At 68.3% G+C, this 18,980-nt stretch carries 11 protein-coding genes; 8 read left to right on the top strand and 3 right to left on the bottom strand.

The annotated features are described in order from the left end of the window. Positions 1-164: 164 nt before the first annotated feature. Positions 165-1,970: an alpha-L-fucosidase gene (locus IEY89_RS21650; RefSeq protein ID WP_189149109.1), complete on the top strand. Its 1,806-nt coding sequence runs from the start codon at positions 165-167 to the stop codon at positions 1,968-1,970. A 403-nt stretch (positions 1,971-2,373) separates the two neighbouring features. After that, the gene (locus IEY89_RS21645) at positions 2,374-3,357 is read left to right on the top strand and encodes an expansin EXLX1 family cellulose-binding protein (RefSeq protein WP_373287273.1); all 984 of its coding nucleotides are present in this window, start codon (positions 2,374-2,376) and stop codon (positions 3,355-3,357) included. 205 nt (positions 3,358-3,562) lie between these two features. Here IEY89_RS21645 and IEY89_RS21640 read toward each other — a convergent pair whose 3' ends face one another. The 3 genes from IEY89_RS21640 to IEY89_RS21630 form a co-directional block, all read right to left on the bottom strand. Next, positions 3,563-4,711: a glycoside hydrolase family 12 protein gene (locus IEY89_RS21640; protein WP_189149107.1), complete on the bottom strand. Its 1,149-nt coding sequence runs from the start codon at positions 4,709-4,711 to the stop codon at positions 3,563-3,565. Between the two features lie 229 nt (positions 4,712-4,940). Beyond that, entirely contained in the window at positions 4,941-5,963 is a 1,023-nt protein-coding gene (locus IEY89_RS21635; protein WP_189149106.1) for a LacI family DNA-binding transcriptional regulator, read from the bottom strand. 423 nt (positions 5,964-6,386) lie between these two features. After that, complete coding sequence (locus IEY89_RS21630) at positions 6,387-9,305, bottom strand: glycoside hydrolase family 48 protein (protein WP_189149105.1); 2,919 nt, start codon at positions 9,303-9,305, stop codon at positions 6,387-6,389. A gap of 854 nt (positions 9,306-10,159) precedes the next feature. Between IEY89_RS21630 and IEY89_RS21625 the strand changes: the two genes are divergently transcribed. The 6 genes from IEY89_RS21625 (at position 10,160) to IEY89_RS21600 (ending at position 18,971) form a co-directional block, all read left to right on the top strand. Further along, on the top strand, positions 10,160-11,935 hold the full coding sequence (locus IEY89_RS21625; protein WP_189149104.1) for a glycoside hydrolase family 6 protein: 1,776 nt from the start codon (positions 10,160-10,162) through the stop codon (positions 11,933-11,935). 179 nt (positions 11,936-12,114) lie between these two features. Next, positions 12,115-13,257, top strand: a complete 1,143-nt coding sequence (locus IEY89_RS21620) for a ferredoxin reductase domain-containing protein (RefSeq protein WP_189149103.1) — start codon at positions 12,115-12,117, stop codon at positions 13,255-13,257. Positions 13,258-13,689: 432 nt separating this feature from the next. Next, on the top strand, positions 13,690-13,896 hold the full coding sequence (locus IEY89_RS41700) for a hypothetical protein (RefSeq protein ID WP_189149102.1): 207 nt from the start codon (positions 13,690-13,692) through the stop codon (positions 13,894-13,896). 563 nt (positions 13,897-14,459) lie between these two features. Next, positions 14,460-16,106: a glycoside hydrolase family 27 protein gene (locus IEY89_RS21610; RefSeq protein WP_189149101.1), complete on the top strand. Its 1,647-nt coding sequence runs from the start codon at positions 14,460-14,462 to the stop codon at positions 16,104-16,106. 128 nt (positions 16,107-16,234) lie between these two features. Next, the gene (locus IEY89_RS21605) at positions 16,235-17,602 is read left to right on the top strand and encodes a glycoside hydrolase family 43 protein (protein ID WP_189149195.1); all 1,368 of its coding nucleotides are present in this window, start codon (positions 16,235-16,237) and stop codon (positions 17,600-17,602) included. Between the two features lie 55 nt (positions 17,603-17,657). Then, positions 17,658-18,971: a CE1 family esterase gene (locus tag IEY89_RS21600; protein WP_229695345.1), complete on the top strand. Its 1,314-nt coding sequence runs from the start codon at positions 17,658-17,660 to the stop codon at positions 18,969-18,971. The last annotated feature ends 9 nt before the right edge of the window (positions 18,972-18,980 follow it).

Below are 18,980 nucleotides of genomic sequence, written 5' to 3'. Positions count from 1 at the left end.
CACCTCTAGACATGAAGGGCGGTCGTGTCTGTTAATACATCCGATGTCCATGAGGGCTGCTGGAGCTCTCACGGACACGAGCCGTAGTACTCCGCCCGTCCGTGTGGTGTCGCGGAGAAGAAGTCACGGACACTCTGTGTCCTTCACCCTCCAGGAGCCGCACGATGTCCTCCGCTCCCCTCAGCAGGCGCTCCCTCATCAAGGCCGCAGCCCTCGCCGGCGGTACCGTGGCGTTCGGTCTGCCGCAGGCCCTGTGGCCTGCCACGGCCGAGGCGTACTCCGTCGACGCGAAGATGGACTGGTGGTACCAGGCCCGGTTCGGCATGTTCATCCACTTCGGGTCCTACTCCTACCTCGGGCGCGGCGAGTGGGCGTTCAGCGCCGACACCAATCCTCTGTGGACCAAGGCCAGCTATCAGACGGAGGTGACCTCGAAGTTCAACCCGAACGCCTTCAACGCGGCCACGATCGCCCAGCTGGCCCAGAACGCGGGCATGAAGTACCTCGTGATCACCGCCAAGCACCACGAGGGCTACGCGATGTGGGACTCCAACGTCCCGGGCTTCACCGACGCCACCGGCACCAAGCAGTACAACCTGCGCGACTTCAACAACTTCCAGCCCGACCTGCTGGCCCAGTTGAAGACCGAGTGCGAGAGCCGGGGCATCAAGTTCGGGCTCTACTACTCGATCCTCGACTGGAACCACCCCTCCCAGACCATCGACCGCGGCAACTACTACTCCGACATGTCGTCGCTGTCCGCCCGCACGGGCTACATCAACGACATGAAGGCCCAGCTGCAGGAACTGCTGAACCGCTACGACCCGGCCGTTCTGTGGTTCGACGGCGACTGGTGCGGCAACCCCTCCACCCCCAACCTCGATGACTGGTGGACCCAGGCCGACGGCGCGGAGCTGTACCAGTGGCTGATCGCCCGTAAGCCCAACCTCGTCGTCAACGAACGCGTCAAGCGGGACCACGGTCTCGGTGACTACGCGGTCGCCGAGTTCGGGATCCCCGAAGCGCCGCTGGACCGGCCGTGGGAAGCCTGCGCCACCATGAACGACGCCTGGGGCTACGTCTCGTGGAAGGAGAACCAGTACCGCTCGGTCCAGACCTTGATCCGGGAGATGGTCACCGTCGTCGCACGGGACGGCAACTACCTGCTCAACATCGGCCCCAAGGGCGATGGCAGCGTGACCGCCGGATCCGTGACCGTTCTGAACGGCATGGGCTCCTGGATGGCCACCCACGGCGACAGCATCCACGGCACCAGCGGCAGCCCCTTCGCCACAGACCCGTCCTGGGGCAGGGTCACCAAGAAGAACGGCAAGCTCTTCGCCCACGTCTTCGACTGGCCCACGGGTGGCACGCTGCAGATTCCGGCGGTGCACAACACGATCAACCGCGTCTACCTGATGAACAACCCGGGCACCAACCTCAACTACTGGGTCAGTGGCGGGCAGATCAACGTCAGCGTCCCGAGTACCGCGCCCAACGCGAACGACTCGGTGGTCTGCGTGGAGGTGAACGGCATGCCGGCCGTCCTGGCAGGCGGTGTCTACCGGCTGGTCTGCGCCCAGAGCGGCAAGGCCCTCGACAACGGCAACATCGGCAACGAGGGCAGCCCGATCATCCAGTGGACCGCCAACGGTGGCTCGCCGCAGCAGTGGACGGTCACCGAGGTCGGCCACGGCTACTACAAGCTGGTCTGCGCGCGTAGCGGCAAGGCCCTCGACAACAACAACAGCACCTCCGACAGCGGGGTGATGGTGCAGCGCACGGACAACGCCAGTCGTCAGCAGCAGTGGGCCGTCACCGCGCTGGGCAACGGCGCGTTCCGGCTCATCAACCGGCACAGCGGAAAGGCGCTGGACAACGCCAACAACGGCGCGGACAACACCCAGGTCATCCAGTGGACCCCCAACGGCGGCGCCCCGCAGCAGTGGAACATGACCAAGATCGGCTGAGCGGCCCCGGGGTGGCGCGCCCTGCGCCCGCCACCTCGGCTCACCCGGCACCAACGCGATGGTCCGCCCACCCGTCCCGGCCGCCCCTGCGGTCGTCACCGTCCGCCCTGTGGAAGCAGTGACCTGCGGCCGACGCAGGCGGTGTTCCCCCGATGGTCCTGGGGCGGGAGTGCGGGGACCAGGCGGCCGAGGTCCCGTCGTCCGGGGACCCCGGCACGCACGTCGAACCCACCCGTCACGGGCTGTCGGCCGAGAGGGGGACGTCAGAGAGACCGCGCTCGGATCCCGCACCCGGCTGTCCATTCCCGGCGCCCGATCCGACCGAAGAATCGGCGGCAACCTTTTCGCCACCGGTGGCCACTGAGTAGTGCAACCAGCAACACGCTCTTCGGAACGGATGGACATGCAAGAAACACGCCGGGCCGCGCGGCAGCGCAGGCGCAGACGCGGTCTGATGGTGGGCACCTCCGCGGGACTGGTCGTCACAGCTCTTGTCCTGGGCCTGGTCATGACGATGCAACCCGACGGCAAGGAGGATGCCGGGCCGGCCCCGGCCACGGCCGTGGCCAACTCCGAGGAGATTCCCGCGCCGACGCCACCAGGGAAGAAGCCCGCCACAGCCTCCCCGTCGGCCTCCTCCGCGACCCCGTCGGCCAGCGCGTCCCCATCGGCGAGCGCTACGGCCCCGAAGGCTTCGGCGACCCCGTCGGCGACCCCGTCGGCGGCACCGACGTCGGCGTCCCCGCGGACGGCTCCTGCCACGTCGTCCCTGGCCGGACGGATCCGACCCAAGAAGACCTACACGGGAGTCGCCACCGTCTACCAGGCCGGCGTCGGGGACGGCGCCTGCTCGTACGGCCCGAGCGACGACATGATGATCGCGGCGATGAACACCACCGACTACGAGACGTCCGCCGCCTGTGGGGCGTACGTGCTCGTCCGCACGGCGAACGGCAACTCCGTCACGGTCAAGATCACCAACGAATGCCCCCTGCCCTGTGCACCCGGGCAACTCGACCTGAGCGAACAGGCCTTCGCCAAACTGGTCCCCGTCTCGACCGGCCGGATCGCGATCACCTGGAGCCTTTTGAGCTCCGACGCGGTGGGTACGGTCTCGATCCGTTACAAGATCGGCTCCAGCCCCTACTGGTGCGGCATCCAGGCATTGGGCCACCGCAACCCGCTCGCGCGACTGGAGGTCCGCTCCGGCGGCGGCTGGCGTCAACTGACGCGCACGGACTACAACTATTTCCTCTCGCCCGACGGCAGTGGCTGCGGCGGCGCGATCAGGATCACCGACATCTACGGAGAACGACTGACCATCAACGGGATCGCTCTGCGCCCGGATGTCGTGCAGTCGACAGGGGTCCAGTTCGCACGGCACTGACCCCGCCCTCAGGGGTGGGCCCCCTGCGAACCAGCTGTCGCTCCGGGACGGCAGGGCCGTGAACGCCGACGCGTACGGCGTTGGCTTTGCCGGAGGAGGCGGGGGCGGGGGCGAAACCCTGTGAGGTCGGGGGGCACTGCGTGGACTCCGGGGCCCGCCGGTCCGCGTGGCGGAAATCAGGCGGACCCCGGAAGGTGAACGTATGTCACGCAGTCGTGCAGGCGGTTCCGTTGAGGCTGAAGGCGGTGGGCTTGGCGAAGGCGCCGCTGGACGAGCCCTGGAATCCGAAGGTCGCCTGACCGCCGGCCGCCACCTCTCCGTTGTGGCCCACGTTGCTCGCTGTGACCGCTCCTGACGACCCGGACAGGTTCGCGTTCCAGGCGTTGGTGATCTGCTGCCCGGAGGGGAGGGTGAACGCGAGCTTCCAGCCGCTGACGCGGGAGGAGCCGGTGTTGGTGATGGTGACGTCGGCGGTGAAGCCGCCCTGCCAGACGTTTGTCCCGTACGTCACCTTGCAGGCCGTGGAGCCTCCGGGGTTGCCGGGGTCCCCGGGGTTGCCCGGGTCACCGGTGGAGCCCTTGTTCACGGTGGAGGAGAACGAGGTCACGGCGAGGCCCGTGCCGTTCTGCCAGGGCTCGAACCCTGCCTGAACGCTGGTCATGTACCAGTTGTTCTGCGCGAGCCCTCGCGAGACGGTGTGCCGGACGAAGTCCATGACGTCGAAGTTCCAGCTGCTGATCGCCGACGGTGCGACGAACGACAGCACGTCGTTCCCGCCGTTGTTGCCGGACCACACCTGCCAATCGCGCCCGCCCACGCTGGCGTTGCCGACCGGGGAGCCGATGGGCTGGACCGGTCCGACCTTGTTGAACCAGAGCATGATCTCGGTCCGGTTCACCCCGTCGGTGCGGGGCGTGGGGTCGAGCCAGATGTCGTACGAGGCGTTGTACGCCGCGTCGTTCACATAGCTGTAGGAGATGCTCGAGGGCGCGCTGGAGATGGTGCTGAGCTGCGCGGGAAGGTTGGTTCCGGGCGAACAGTTGGTGTAGTGGCAGCCGTTGTAGATGGACGGGTAGGACTTCGGAGCGCCGTTCGTGGGGACGGATCCGTCGGCCTGGGTGATCCTGAACCCCGAGTCGGTGACGGCGATGCACTGGGTGGCACTGGTGCCCCAGCGGTTGTTCTGCACCACGTAGCGGCCCTGGATGGTCGTGGTACCGAAGGGTTGACAGATCGTGGTGTCGGCTTGCGCCACTGACGCTGTGGTCAAAAGCGCGGCGAGCGAGACGAGCGAGGTGAGCAGCGCGCCGAGCAGGCCACGCGCTCTGCGGGCATGGTGCGGGGAAGGACGCATGCGGATCCTCTTCCGAGGGATGGGGGGTACGGAAGATCTCCCACAACCTTGTGAATGGGAGCGCTCCCAATCGGGGCTTCGGCTGGGACTGTAGGCATGGTTCAGGTCCCTGACAAGACTGTCGGCATGAACCTGTCCAACTGATTTCCAAGACGCAGGTCGGACACGGGCACCGAGACGCGGCACGTCGGCCCGGGGAGCGCTCCCCGGACAGGTCCGGCGACGAAAATCAGGTCGACTCGCGTACCACGAGCTCCGTACGGAGGATGACGTGACGCCAGGCCACGGCGCCCTCCTCCATCTCCTCCAGGAGCAGCCGGATCATGGCCCGCCCGATCTCCTCGATCGGCTGGCGCACCGTGGTCAGCCGCGGTTCGGTCCGCTGGGCCAGCGAGAAGTCGTCGAAGCCGATCACGGCGACATCCTCGGGAACCCGGCGGCCGGCCGCGCGCAGGGCTTCCAGCGCGCCCGCGGCGGTGGTGTCCGACGCGGCGAGGACGCCGTCGATGTCCGGATACCGTTCGATGAGTTCGGCCATGGCGCGGCGCCCGCTCTCCGCCGTGAAGTCGCTTTCGGCGACACGTGTCGGCTCGCCCTCCAGGCCCGCCATCGCCAGGGCTTCCTCGTAGCCGCGCAGTCGGCACTGGGCGGCGTACAGGTCGAGCGGCCCGGTGATCGTGGCTATCACTCTGCGGCCCTGTCGCAGCAGGTGGGAGACGGCGCTGCGGGCTCCGCCGATGTTGTCGGCGTCGACGTAGCTGACGTATTCCTCGCCCGAGCGGCGCCCGAGCAGCACGGTCGGCAACCGGGCCTCGGCGAGCATGTCCGGCAGCGGATCACCGGCGTGCACGGACATCAGCAGGACTCCGTCGACCCGGCCGCCGCGCGCGTACTCGAGGAAGCGCTGCCGCTCGGTGTCGGAGCGGACCAGGGTCAGCAGGAGCTGGATCCCGGTGTCTGTCAGCGCGTCTCCGAGCGAGCGGACGATCTCGGAGAAGAAGGGCTCGGCGAACTGCCGCCAGTCCGGCTCCGTCATGACCAGGGCGACGGCGTCGGCCCGACGTCCGGCCAGGGAACGGGCCGCGAGATTGGGTACGTAGCCCAGTTCCTCGATGGCTCGCTGGACGGCCCGACGTGTCGAATCCTTCACGCCCGCCGCGTTGTTGATGACACGGGAGACCGTGCCCCGTCCCACCCGCGCGTGGACGGCCACCTCTTCCAGCGTCGGTGCGCCCGGGCGTCGTTTTCCCATGACCGCCTCCCCAAGTGATCACCGATCTTACCGGCCGGAGGCAGCCGAGCACACGCCTTCACGAGTGGATCGGGTGCCCTGCACCCGCGAACTGGGAGCGCTCCCGTCCTGAGTAGGAGGGTATGGGTGTTATCACTGGTGGTCGACAGTGGGAGTCGATGCCCGGGGTTCCGGTGATCAATGTTCGCGGAAGGGAATATCGTGCCTTTCCGTGGGCGGCCTGGGCGGCCCGAGCGAGGTGGATGGGGGACCGGTACACACCCGTCGGGCGCTCCGTCCCGCGGTGTGTCCGGGCTCGCGCGTGAGCCGTGTCCGCCGGAACCGCGCGAGGACCGGGCAGCCCCCGTGAGGGGTAGGGGCTGCCCGGCCGGGGTGACCCCGTCACCAGGCGACGGGGTCGCGTACGCGGAGCGCCGGCGGGGGCTACTCGAGGAGATCCGCGTACGAGCCCATGGCCAGGGCTATGTCAGCCTGGGCCCAGAACCGGTGGTAGGTGAAGACGGGCGCGGCGCCGCCCTTGAGGTAGGCCTCGATCTTCGACCAGGCCGGGTCGTTCTTGTAGAAGGACCTGATCGAGGAGAACGTCGAGGACGAGTCGATGGTCTCGCCGTTGGGCATCTTGCCGGTCCAGCCGCTCGGCACGTAGAGGCTGTCGTTGAACCGGCTGTAGTCGCTGCGGGTCTCGGGAACCGCGATGCCGAGGCTGTCCTGGTGGTGCGTCCACATACCGTCCAGCAGCGCCTTCGCCGTCGCCTTCGACGCCGCGTCACCGGACTTGGCGCCGTAGTACGCGAGTGTCTTGGCGTAGGCGGCGGCCACACCGACGTCGTTGGTGTAGTCGGTGACGGTGACGTGAAGTCCGCTGTTGGCACCGGGACTTGCCGCGTTCCAGGTGTCGGGCTGGCCCGACCACTTGAGGGTGGAGGGGATCTGGTAGCTGCCGTCGGGGTTGATCGTGGTCTTGGACAGCGCCCACTTGACCCACTTGTCGAGGATCGCCTTCGCGGAGGCGTTGCCCGTCTGCTGGTAGTACTCGGCGACCCGCTCCATGGACCACGCCTGGAAGCCGAACCACTGGTTGGACGGCGGGTCGTGGTACACCGGCTGCTCGTCGTAGTACATGCCGTAGAACGTCGACTTCCCGGCCGGCGGGGTCGCGTACCGGCCCGCCCAGCTGTTGGTCGAGCCGCCGGCGATCGCGCCCTCGTCCGCCTGCAGCCAGCGGTAGAACTCCATTTGCCGCTGCAGCGACTTGCTCCAGTCCGCCTGCCCTGTCGCCGACTTGGGCTTCAGATCGGCGTTGGAGCTGAGCGCGTAGGCGGCCAGCGGGTTCTGGTAGCCGCTGTGGGCGAAGCTGGAGCCGATGCGCCAGGCCCAGCCCCCGGTGGTCTCGGTGGAGCCTCCCCAGGCGTAGTACCAGGACATCAGGTAGTGCGAGGCGTCCTTGCCGGTACCGGCCGCGCAGGTCGTCGGACCGACACAGTTGCCGATCTTCTTGAAGTACTTGTCGTACATCGCGTACCGCAGATAGTCGCCCATCTTGGCGGCCTTGGCGATCGTGCCCGACACGGCCGAGCCCTTGCCCTGCTGCTTCGCCCACAGGTCGGCCCAGTAGGCGGCCTGCACGGCACGTGCGTCGGCGTCCGGGGCGGTGGTGTACTTCCACTGCTTGGCGTACGACTTGTCCCCGGTGAACAGGTCCAGGTAGCCGTTCTTGCCGCCGTACTTGAAGGCGTCGCAGGTCGGCTGCGGCACCGTCTCCCACACCGATTCCTGCGGTCCACGCTGGAAGGTGTTCATGTAGGACGGTCCGGTCTCCGTCGGGCCGGCCTCGCACTTGCCGCCCGGGGTGTTGCCGAAGCCGTACACGTTGTCGACGTCCTGGATCCAGTGCATGCCGTAGACGTCGTCCGTGTTGTAGGCCGACTTCAGCTCACCGGCGAGCGGGTCCGATCCGACGGGTACCGCCGGGTCGAGCGCGGTCGGATACTTGTTCGGCGTGTCCTCCTCGGGCCCGTAGGTCGCCGGTTTGGAGGCGCTGTAGAAGGAGTTGGTCGGCTGGTCGGCGTGGGTGGGGATCATGTACTTCTCCATGATGTCCCAGGCGCCGTTGAACTTGGTCCAGTCGCCGGTGATCTTCCCGTACATGGCCTGGAGCCACAGGAGGTAGCTGTACGACTCCGACGTGGTCTCGTGGCCGTGGTCCGGGGCCTCGACGATCAGCGTCTCGACCGAGTGGTAGGGGATGCCCTCGGGGGAGAAGTAGCCGTTGGCGGGGTTGGTGATCTTGCCGTAAAGCTCCAGGAACCGGGCGTCGTACGTCTTGGACGCCGCGATCTGGGTGACCGTCACCGCCGCTTTGCCGTGTCCCGCGGCCGTCGACTCGAAGGTCGCCGCCCCCGTGCCGGAGGAGTCCGCCGTGACGGTCACCTTCTGCGCGGTGTTCCAGTTCGACGGGTTGAAGGTGAGTGACGCCCCGCCGGTCACGGACAGCCCCGTGTTGCCGCCGGTCCGGGCGGTCGTCACGGAGACGCTGGTCGTCGGCTGGGTCGACAGCTTCACGTCGTACGTCGCCGACTTGCCTTGCTGGACGGCGAGTTGGTTGGTCGAGGTCACCACCGCGGGGCCCGTGGCGACCGTGATGCCGACCGGGGTGGACTCCGCCGACGCGCCCAGACTGTCGTACGCCTTCGCCACCAGGGAATGACTGCCCACGGTCAATCCGGAGGCGGAGAGCGAGTAGGGCGCGCTCGTGTCCGTGCCCAGCAGCGTGGTGTCGTCGTAGAACTCGACCTTGGTGATCGTCGCGCCGTCCGCGGCGGCCGAGGTCGCCGCGAGCGGCACTGCGTCACCACGCGAATAGACCGCGCCGGCTGTCGGGCTGGTCAGCACGGTGATCGGCGGCTGGTGGGCGCCGATGCAACTGGTGCCGTTGACCGCGAAGTTGGTCGGCGCGGCGTTGCTGCCGCTGTAGCCGAACTGTGCGCCTGCGGAAACGGCGGCGCCCGGGGCGACGGTGCCGTTGTACGGAGCGTTCTTGACGGTGATGGCCTTGCCTGCCTGGGACCAGGTGCCGTTCCACCCGTTCGAGAGCTGCTGGTTGCCCGTGTAGGCGTAGGTCAGGGTCCAGCCGTCGATCGCGGCGGTACCGCGGTTGGTGAGGGTGAGGTCGACGGTGAAGCCGGAGCCCCAGTCGTTGGTCTTGTAGTCGACGCTGCACTGCACTGCCGCCGCGCTCGCGGTGGTCGTGCTGCCGGCGAGCATCGACAGGGGTAGGGCGAACACAGCGGCGGCTGCCGTCCAGAACCGCCGTACGGCTCTGCGTTTGCGTCCGGGATCCATGAGCTGTTCCTCCTTGCGTCACGCGACTCGCGGAGAGATGTCGAGGGGGGAATCCAGTGGGAGCGCTCCCATCGTGGAGATGAAGGCGGGATCGGTCAAGATGCCGACGACTTCAAAGTTCGAACTGACCCCATGAGAGCGAAAGTTTCGCAAGGGCCCTATGAAACACCGCCAGTTGGCGCTAACTTCCTCCTCACCAGTGGGAGCGGTTCCATCACTCGACGCGTCCGTAGCGGCGCGCCAAGCTGTAAGGACTCGCTCATGCGACACCCCCCGCATTCAGTACTTTTAGTCAGCGACGCTCTCTTGAGCGCTGTTCCACCTGTGTTCTCGGCCCGGGGAGCCACGGCCGCGTGCACGGTGGCATCAGTCGTCACCAGCCAGTGGGACAGCCCCGTCCAGGGCTGTGAGTCGACCCATGGCCGTGACGCCGACGAGCAACTCCGCACCGACGACGTCCAAGCTCGACGGGCACGGCGGTCGGTTGCTCGGACGCGCCACCAGCTGCCGGAAGCCGATGCCGGACGTGCGACACACTCCGGCCAACTTGGTATCGGCGGTCGGCGCCTCGACACAGCAGGCGGCAGCCACGTGAAGTGCCGGCGCGGTGCCGTCGGTCGCCGCGGAGTTCGGGGAGCACAACTGGGCGCACGCCTTCGTCGACCTGGGTCTCGCGTGGTGCGACAACCGTGAGCCCGCCCCGTCCGGCCGGACCCGGAACGCGCGGGAGTGTGCCGGGTCCGGCCTTGATCTCCGCCTGCGACGGCACTGCCACCGCGTAGGGCATTGGCCTGCGCGACCGTTCGCGCGGCTTCCTTCCGCACGTCCACAACGAGAAAAGGAAACCCGCAGTCATGAGTCACACCAGGACATCGCTGCTCGCCGCCCTGGCGCTGGTCGCCGGGACGTCGGGGACGGCGCTCCTCGTCGGCCAGGCCGGCGCAGCCACCTCCGCCGTGCCCTGCACCGTCGACTACAAGGTGCAGAGCAGTTGGGACACCGGCTTCACCGCCGCCGTGACCATCACCAACAACGCTGCTGCCAAGTCGGCCTGGCAGGTGAAGTGGGCGTACGCCGGCAACCAGAGGATCACGAACGGCTGGAACGCGAAGATCACCCAGAGCGGTGCCGACGTCAGCGCCGCCAACGAGAACTACAACGGCTCCCTCCCGACCGGCGGTTCGGTCAGCTTCGGCTTCAACGGCTCCTACAGCGGCAGCAACAGCGTGCCCGCCACGTTCACGCTCGACGGTGTCGCCTGCAACGTCGACAACGGCGGGGGCACCGGTGGCGGCACGGGCGGCGGCACTGGCGGTAGCACCGGTGGCGGCGAGACCGGTGGCGGCACCGGCGGCGGAGACGGTGGCGACCCGGGCAACCGCGTCGCCAACCCCTACACCGGCGCCAAGGTGTACGTGAACCCCGAATGGTCCGCCAAGGCCGCCGCCGAACCGGGCGGCAGCAGCATCGCCAACCAGCCCACCGCCGTCTGGCTCGACCGCATCGTCGCCATCAACGGCGTCAACGGCGGCATGGGCCTGCGCGCCCACCTGGACGAGGCCCTGAAGCAGAAGGGCTCCGGCGAACTGGTCATCCAGATCGTGATCTACGACCTGCCCGGCCGCGACTGCGCCGCCCTCGCCTCCAACGGCGAGCTCGGGCCCAACGACCTCGACAAGTACAAGTCCCAGTACATCGACCCCATCGTGTCGATCCTGTCCGAATCCAAGTACGCAGGACTGCGGGTCGCCACCGTCATCGAGCCCGACTCCCTGCCCAACCTGGTCACCAACGCCGGCGGCACCCCCACCACCACCGACGCCTGCGTGACCATGAAGGCCAACGGCAACTACGAGAAGGGTGTCAGCTACGCCCTGGACAAGCTGGGCAACATCCCCGGCGTCTACAACTACATCGACGCCGCCCACCACGGCTGGCTCGGCTGGGACAGCAACCTCGGTCCCTCGGTGACGCAGTTCCACAAGGTCGCGACGACCAACGGCGCGAGCGTGAACGATGTCGCCGGCTTCATCGTCAACACCGCGAACTACAGCCCCACCAAGGAGCCGTACCTCAAGGTCACTGACACGGTGGGCGGTCAGACCGTGCGCCAGTCGAAGTGGGTGGACTGGAACCAGTACGTGGACGAGCAGTCCTTCGCCCAGGCGTTCCGCGAGAAGCTCGTGGCGGCCGGATTCAACTCCGGACTCGGCATGCTGATCGACACCTCACGCAACGGCTGGGGCGGCTCCGCCCGGCCCGCCGGTCCCGGCTCGCAGACCACCGTGGACGGCTACGTCGACGCCAGCCGCATCGACCGGCGAATCCACGCCGGAAACTGGTGCAACCAGAGTGGCGCGGGCATCGGTGAACGGCCGACCGCGGCTCCGGCCGCCGGCATCGACGCCTACGTGTGGGTCAAGCCGCCGGGGGAGTCGGACGGTAACAGCGCCGCCATCCCGAACGACGAGGGCAAGGGCTTCGATCGTATGTGCGACCCGACGTACGGCGGCAACGCCCGCAACGGCAACAACCCGTCGGGAGCGCTGCCGAACTCGCCGCTGGCCGGACGCTGGTTCTCGGCGCAGTTCCAGCAGTTGGTCCGGAACGCGTACCCGCCGCTGTCGTGACCTGCTGACGCGGTACGTACCGCCGGGATCCGTCCCTCGGCCCAGCCGAGGGACGGATCCCGGCGGATCCCGCACGCCCTGGTCGAGAGCGCCCCAGCGGACGGTCCGACCAGCCTGACCGCAAGACAAGGACGCCCGTCCGGTCGAACCGGACAACAGCTGCTACGGAAGTGAAAGGCATGCCGATGACCGATGCCACCCCGCGTGGAACCGAGCAGATTCCCGAACGTCCGGGTCTACCTCTCGTCGGCCATGCCCTCGACATCCCCAGTGATACAGATGGCCCGCTCCAGGTGCGGGAAACGGCCAAGGAGCCGGGCCCGCCGTTCAAGGTCCGCGTCTTCGGAAACGGGAGCAACTTAGCCTCCGGCCTCGACTTCGTCGCCGAACCCGGGGACGAGAGCCGCTTCCACAAGAACGCGCGCCCCGACCTCGTCACCGCGGCCAACGACGAGCCCAACCGGCACAAGGCGCACGACATCCTGATGCCGGCTTTCGCTCCGCCCGAGAAGCGCCCCCCGACGGAACTCGCCTCGGCGGAACCGGCGACTTTCCACGAGCAGGTGACCGTCGCAGGACGTGGCGTCCTGGACCTGTTGGAGCGCTACCGGGCCTGCGGGCTGCGGTTCGAGACCATCCTGGAGCTGGTGCAGATGCTGCGCCCACGTCACTGCCCGATCTCCTCGTCCGCCGAGGCGGTGCCCGGGGAGGTCGACCTGATGGTGTCGCTGCTCGCCGCGCCCCACGGCTCCGGCCAGGGCGCGTTCCGCGGCATCGGCTTGAACTACCTGCAGACCACGACGGTCGGAGACACAGTCCAGGCCCGGTTGCTGCCCTGCAGCGAGGCCTTCCGGCTGCCGGTGGACGACTCGGCACCGGCGATCCCGGTCAGCGCGGGCACCGGTCCCGCTCCCTTCCACGGCACCGTCCTCGACCGCCACCGCACCGAGGCGACCGGCACGCTGCTGTGCCACTTCGGCTGCGACCGTTTCGACGTCGACCATCTGCACCGCGAGGAGTCCGAAGCGGCCGAGGCCTCCCGAGCCTTCGACATGCGGCTTACGATCTCCCACGCTCGCCAGGACGGAGCCCGCTTCGTCCAGGACCGCATCGCGAAGGAGAGCGACGAGGTGTGGGCGGTACTGGAAGGAGGCGGACGCATCTACATCTGCGGCGACGGCTCCCGTACGGCCCCCGCTGTTCGGGAGGCGTTCATGGCGATCTACCGGAAGTACACCGGCGCCGGAGACGACGAGTCCTGTGCCTGGCTGCTCGCCCTCATCGAGTCCGGCTACTACGTCGAGGATGTCTGGGCCGACTGACCGCCTGGGGTGCGACGCCGGGGTGGATGGATTCCGCCGGCGCCGAGCCCCCTCCAACCCGCGCACTCGGGTGCGCCGGTAGCCGCGCTCCGCGGTAGGTGCCGCCTCCAGGGCACCGTGCGGGATGTCGGCCCGTCCCCGCAGACCGACCAGGCCAAGACGGCTATGCGGGCCCTTGGTGACGGTGACTCCGACAGTGTCGCCGTGCTGCCGCAGTCCGATGCGGGGCGTCACACCGGGGGTGTGTTCGCGGACGTGGGGCAACGCCTCCTGGACAGTGCGGTAGATGGTCCGTTGGGCGGGACGGGTGTACCCACGGTGGGCGGATCGTACCTGTCGGCTGGGTGCGGGTGCCGCTGGATTCCACGAGTTTGTGCAGGTCGACAAGGCTTGGGTTGAGGCGCGAGCGCGGTGGCGTGCGGCAGTGTGACCATGGTGCGCAGCCGTCGAGGCGACGCTGAGCAAACGGATAATGCGGGCGGCCTCCTTGGCGTCCGCGTCGTTGGTGGCGACCTGCAGCGCTCCGGCCCGTACGGCGATCAGGCTGACCTGGTGGGAGACCGCATCGTGCATCTCGCAGGCCGGTTGAGCGCGTTCGCAGGCGAGCACGGCCTGCGCGCGCACGGCGTCAAGCGCTGACATGACCATGTGTTGCTCTCTCTGAGTAGGAGTACTCGGATAGAGAGTCGATCCCAAGCGTTCGAAATTGTGAACGCCATTCGATTCGTCTGGCTTCCTCCTGGAATGATAAGAGGTCGACAGCTCCCGTCAATATGCATCGCATGATTCGTGGACAGGTGCGAAACATTTCGACGCTTGAGAGCGTCTGCGCATTGCCGGAGATGTTCCGTCCTTCTCGTTCTGGTAGCCGGTGAGGCGGAGCCAGGCCTTTCTTTGACCGACCGCACGCTGTTGACATGTTCAGGAGTGTGTCTAACATCCGTGACGTCGGCGATCCGAAATCAGATCGAAATGTCGAACGTCGTGCACGTGTCATGCCCGCGACATCAGCCGATCGTATGCGTCTGTCATCCAATGTCTGATGCCGCACCGCGCGCCATGGGCGCCACGCCCCCGGCGTTTCCACCTGCACCGTGCAGCGAATCGACCTGCCGACATCGCACCGCCCGCACCACTGACCGAGCCACTCGCAGGCGCCCCGGGGTCCAGCCCGCGGCGCCCCACCTGAAAGGGAGCCCACGGTGCCCAGACGACCAGGCAGACGACTGCTCCGTCTCCTCGCAGCCGCCGCGCTGACAGTCACCGCGTCCTTCACGGCCTCTGTCCACTCCACCGCTTCGGCTGCGCCCGGCAGCCCGGCCCTCACTCCACCGCTGGGCTGGAACAGCTGGAACAGCTTCGGGTGCGGGGTCACGGAGGCGCAGGTGCGCCAGGCCGCCGATGCGATGGTGTCCTCGGGTATGCGGGACGCCGGCTACCGGTATGTGGTGGTCGACGACTGCTGGTTCGACCCGCAGCGCGACGCGGCCGGCAACCTGCGGTCCAACCCGACCAAGTTCCCCAGCGGAATGAAGGCGCTCGGGGACTACATCCATGGCAAGGGGCTGAAGTTCGGCATCTACCAGGTGCCGGGCGAACGCACCTGTGCCCAGGGCACCGGCGCCTATCCCGGGTCGACGGGCAGCAGGGGCCACGAGGTCCAGGACGCCAACACGTTCGCCTCGTGGGGCGTCGACTACCTCAAGTACGACTGGTGCTCCTCCAGCGGTACCCGGGACGAGCAGGTCGCGCGGTTCACGATCATGCGCGATGCCCTTCGTGCCACCGGGCGGCCGATCGTCTACAGCATCAACCCCAACAGCTTCCACGCCATCACCGGCGCCACGTACAACTGGGGTGAGGTCGCCGACCTGTGGCGGACGACCGAGGACCTGCTCGACATCTGGCAGAACGGCAACACCAACAGCTATCCGATGGGCGTCGGCAACGTCCTGGACGTCACGGCGCCGCTGGCGGCGCAGTCGGGCCCGGGTCACTGGAACGACCCCGACATGCTGGTCGTGGGCCGCCCCGGACTGACACTGGCCGAGTCCCGCTCCCACTTCGCCCTGTGGGCGTTGCTCAGCGCCCCGCTCATGGCCGGTAACGACATCCGCACCATGTCCGCCGACGTGAGCGCGATCCTGCGCAACCCGCGTCTGCTGGCGGTGAACCAGGATCCGCAGGGCGCGGGCGGGCGCAGGGTGCGCGACGACGGCAACACCGAGGTGTTCGCCAAGCCCCTCTCCGACGGCTCGGTCGCGGTGGGCCTGTTCAACCGGGGAGGAAGCACCGCGACGGTCAGTACGACAGCGGCTCAAGTCGGCCTGTCGGGCGGGCCGTTCACCCTCACCGACCTGTGGACCGGCGGCACGTCGAGCACGTCCGGACAGATCTCCGCGAGCGTGCCCGCACACGGTGTGGCCGTGTTCAGGGTGGCCGGCGGCAGCCCGCTGGCCGCCACCACCTCGCGGCTGCGCGGCACCGGCTCCGGCCGCTGCGTGGACGTGGACAACGCCTCAACCGCCGCCGGGGCCACCGTACTGCTCTGGGACTGCCACACGGCCGCCAACCAGCTGTGGACCACATGGGCAGGCGGCGAGATCCGCGTCTTCGGCGACAAGTGCCTCGACGCCTACAACCAGGGCACCGCCAACGGCACCCGGGTCATCACCTGGTCCTGCAACGGCCAGAACAACCAGAAGTGGACCGTCGGCTCCGACGGGTCGGTGCGCAACGTCCACTCCGGACTGTGTCTCGACGTCGACCGGGCCGGCACCGCCAACGGAACCCCGCTGGTCCTGTGGGCCTGCGACGGCCGGGCAGGGCAGAAGTGGAGCCGGCTGTGAGGGAGTTGAGCCCCTCGCCCGACCGGCGGCGATCACCCCTCAGCCACTACCTCCCGGAGGCGATGGTCATCCCGGTACGGATCCCACCCACCGCCGGCACGAGGCTCACCCGGGTGGCCGTCTGGACCATTGCCCTCGTGCTGGTGTTCGCCGTCGTCCCCGCCGCTGTGCAGCCCACGGCGGCCAGGGCCGACAACCCGATCGTGCAGCACGTCTACACAGCCGACCCGGCCCCGCTGGTGCACAACGGGCGTGTCTACCTCTACACCGGACACGACGAGGACGGCTCCACCTACTTCACCATGAAGGACTGGCGGGTGTGGTCCTCCGCAGACATGGTCAACTGGACCGACCACGGCTCGCCGCTCGGCCTGACCACCTTCGCCTGGGCGTCCGCCGACGCGTGGGCGGGCCAGGCCGTCCAACGCAACGGCCGGTTCTACTGGTACGTGCCGGTGAAGAACCGGGCGACCGGCCGGATGGCCATCGGCGTGGCGGTGTCGGACAGCCCCACCGGACCGTTCCGGGACGCCCTCGGCCACCCGCTGGTGGAGAACGGCGAGATCGACCCGGCCGTCTTCGTCGACGACGACGGCCAGGCCTACCTGTACTGGGGCAACCCGAACCTGTGGTTCGTCAGGCTGAACGCCGACATGACCTCCCACTCGGGCAGCCCGGCCAAGATCCCGCTGACCACCGCGGGATTCGGCACCCGCACAGGTGACCCCAACCGCCCCACGCTGTACGAGGAAGGGCCCTGGGTCCACAAGCGGGGCGGTCTGTACTACCTGGTGTTCGCGGCCAAGTGCTGCTCGGAATTCATCGCCTACTCCACGGCGCCCGGTCCGACCGGCCCGTGGACCTACCGGGGAACGGTGATGCCCACACAGGGCGGCAGCTTCACCAACCACCCGGGAATCGTGGACTTCAAGGGCAGCTCGTACTTCTTCTACCACAACGGCGCACTCCCGGGCGGAGGCGGCTTCACCCGCTCCGTCGCCGTGGAGAGGTTCTCCTACAACGCCGACGGCACCATCCCGACGATCACCATGACCACCACGGGTGCCCCGCAGAGCGGCACGCTCGACCCGTACGTACGCCAGGAGGCCGAGACGATCGCCTGGGGCTCCGGGATCGAGACCGAACCGTCCAGCGAAGGCGGAATGAACGTCGGCTGGATCGACAACGGTGACTCCATCAAGGTCAAGGGCGTGGCCTTCGGGGCCGGTGCCGCCTCCTTCACGGCACGCGTGGCCTCGACCGTCGGCGGCAGCACCGTCGAAGTGCGCCTGGGCGGTTCGAGCGGGCCGGTCGTGGGCCGGTGCGGCGTGCCGAACACCGGTGGCTGGCAGGCCTGGACGACGGTGACATGCCCGGTCAGCGGCGCGACGGGAACCCAGGACCTCCACCTTCGGTTCACCGGCGGCAGCGGTTACCTGCTCAACATGAACTGGTGGCAGTTCACCCGCAACGCCGCCGCGACGGCACGGCGGTGACCCGGACGCCCTGTCTGTACATGGCGATGATCCAGCAGGGAAAGGGGAGTTGACGATGACACGGACAAGGTTCCACCTATGGGGCGCCGTGCTGGCCGCGCTGCTCGTCCTGACCATGGGAGGAACGGCACTTGGCAGCGATCACGGCGAGAACGCACGGCTCACGGACTCCGGCACGGCCGCCGTCGCCGCGCCGACCGCGGGGTGCGGCAAGGCCCTCACCCTGACGAGCGGAACGTACACGATCCAGAGCAACGGCAAGAGCCGGACCTTCATCCTGCGGATCCCGGACGGCTACGACCGAAACCGAGCGTACCGGCTGGTCTTCGGGTTCCACTGGCTGGGCGGCAGCGCGACCGACGTCGCGACGGGGCGAACGGTGGAGACGGGCACCTGGGCCTACTACGGGCTCCAGCGGCTGGCGAACAACAGTGCCGTCTTCGTCGCGCCCCAGGGCCTCAACAACGGCTGGGCCAACAGTGGCGGCGAGGACGTCACCCTCGTCGACGACATCCTCAGGCGCATCGAGGCGGACCTGTGTGTCGACACGACACAGCGGTTCGCCCTGGGCTTCAGCTACGGCGCCGCGATGTCGTACTCGCTCGCCTGTTCCCGGGCGACGGTCTTCCGCGCGGTCGCGGTCCAGAGCGGCGGGCTGCTCAGCGGCTGCAGCGGTGGCACTCAGCCCATCGCCTACCTCGGAGTGCACGGTCTCAGGGACAGCGTCCTGGGCATCTCCGGCGGACGGACCCTGCGGGACAGGTTCGTCAGGAACAACGGCTGCACCGCCCAGAACCCGCCCGAGCCGGCACAGGGCAGCCTGACGCACCGGATCACCACCTACTCGGGGTGCTCGGCCGGGTACCCGGTCGCCTGGGCAGCGTTCGACGAGGGACACATCGCCGCTCCGCAGGACGGGGCCGGCGGTGACAGCGGGTCCAGGACCTGGCTGCCCGCGGAGGTATGGAAGTTCTTCACGCAGTTCCAGACCTCCACCCCGTCGCCCGGCACCGCAACCTGCCGGGTCACCGACACCGTCAGCGCCTGGAACTCCGGTCTGACCGCCAACATCACCCTCACCAACACCGGTACCAACGCGATCAACGGCTGGTCCCTGGCCTTCACCCTGCGAGGCGGCCAGACCATCACCTCCGGCTGGAACGCCGGCTACTCGCCCGCCTTTGGCCGGGTGACGGCAACGAGCGTCTCCCACAACGCGAGCATCGCCCCCGGAGCGTCGGTGGACATCGGCTACCAGGCCACCCACACCGGGGACACCGCGTCCCCGGACTCGTACACCCTCGACGGCACCGTCTGTGCCGTCACGGGAGTCAGCCGAGGCGACCTGGAGGATCAGAGCCGAGGATGACAGTGTCCC

Source organism: Streptomyces lacrimifluminis (assembly GCF_014646095.1).
Classification (GTDB): domain Bacteria; phylum Actinomycetota; class Actinomycetes; order Streptomycetales; family Streptomycetaceae; genus Streptomyces; species Streptomyces lacrimifluminis.
Note: the sequence above shows the minus strand (reverse complement) of the source record. Positions and strands in the feature narration are given on the sequence as shown.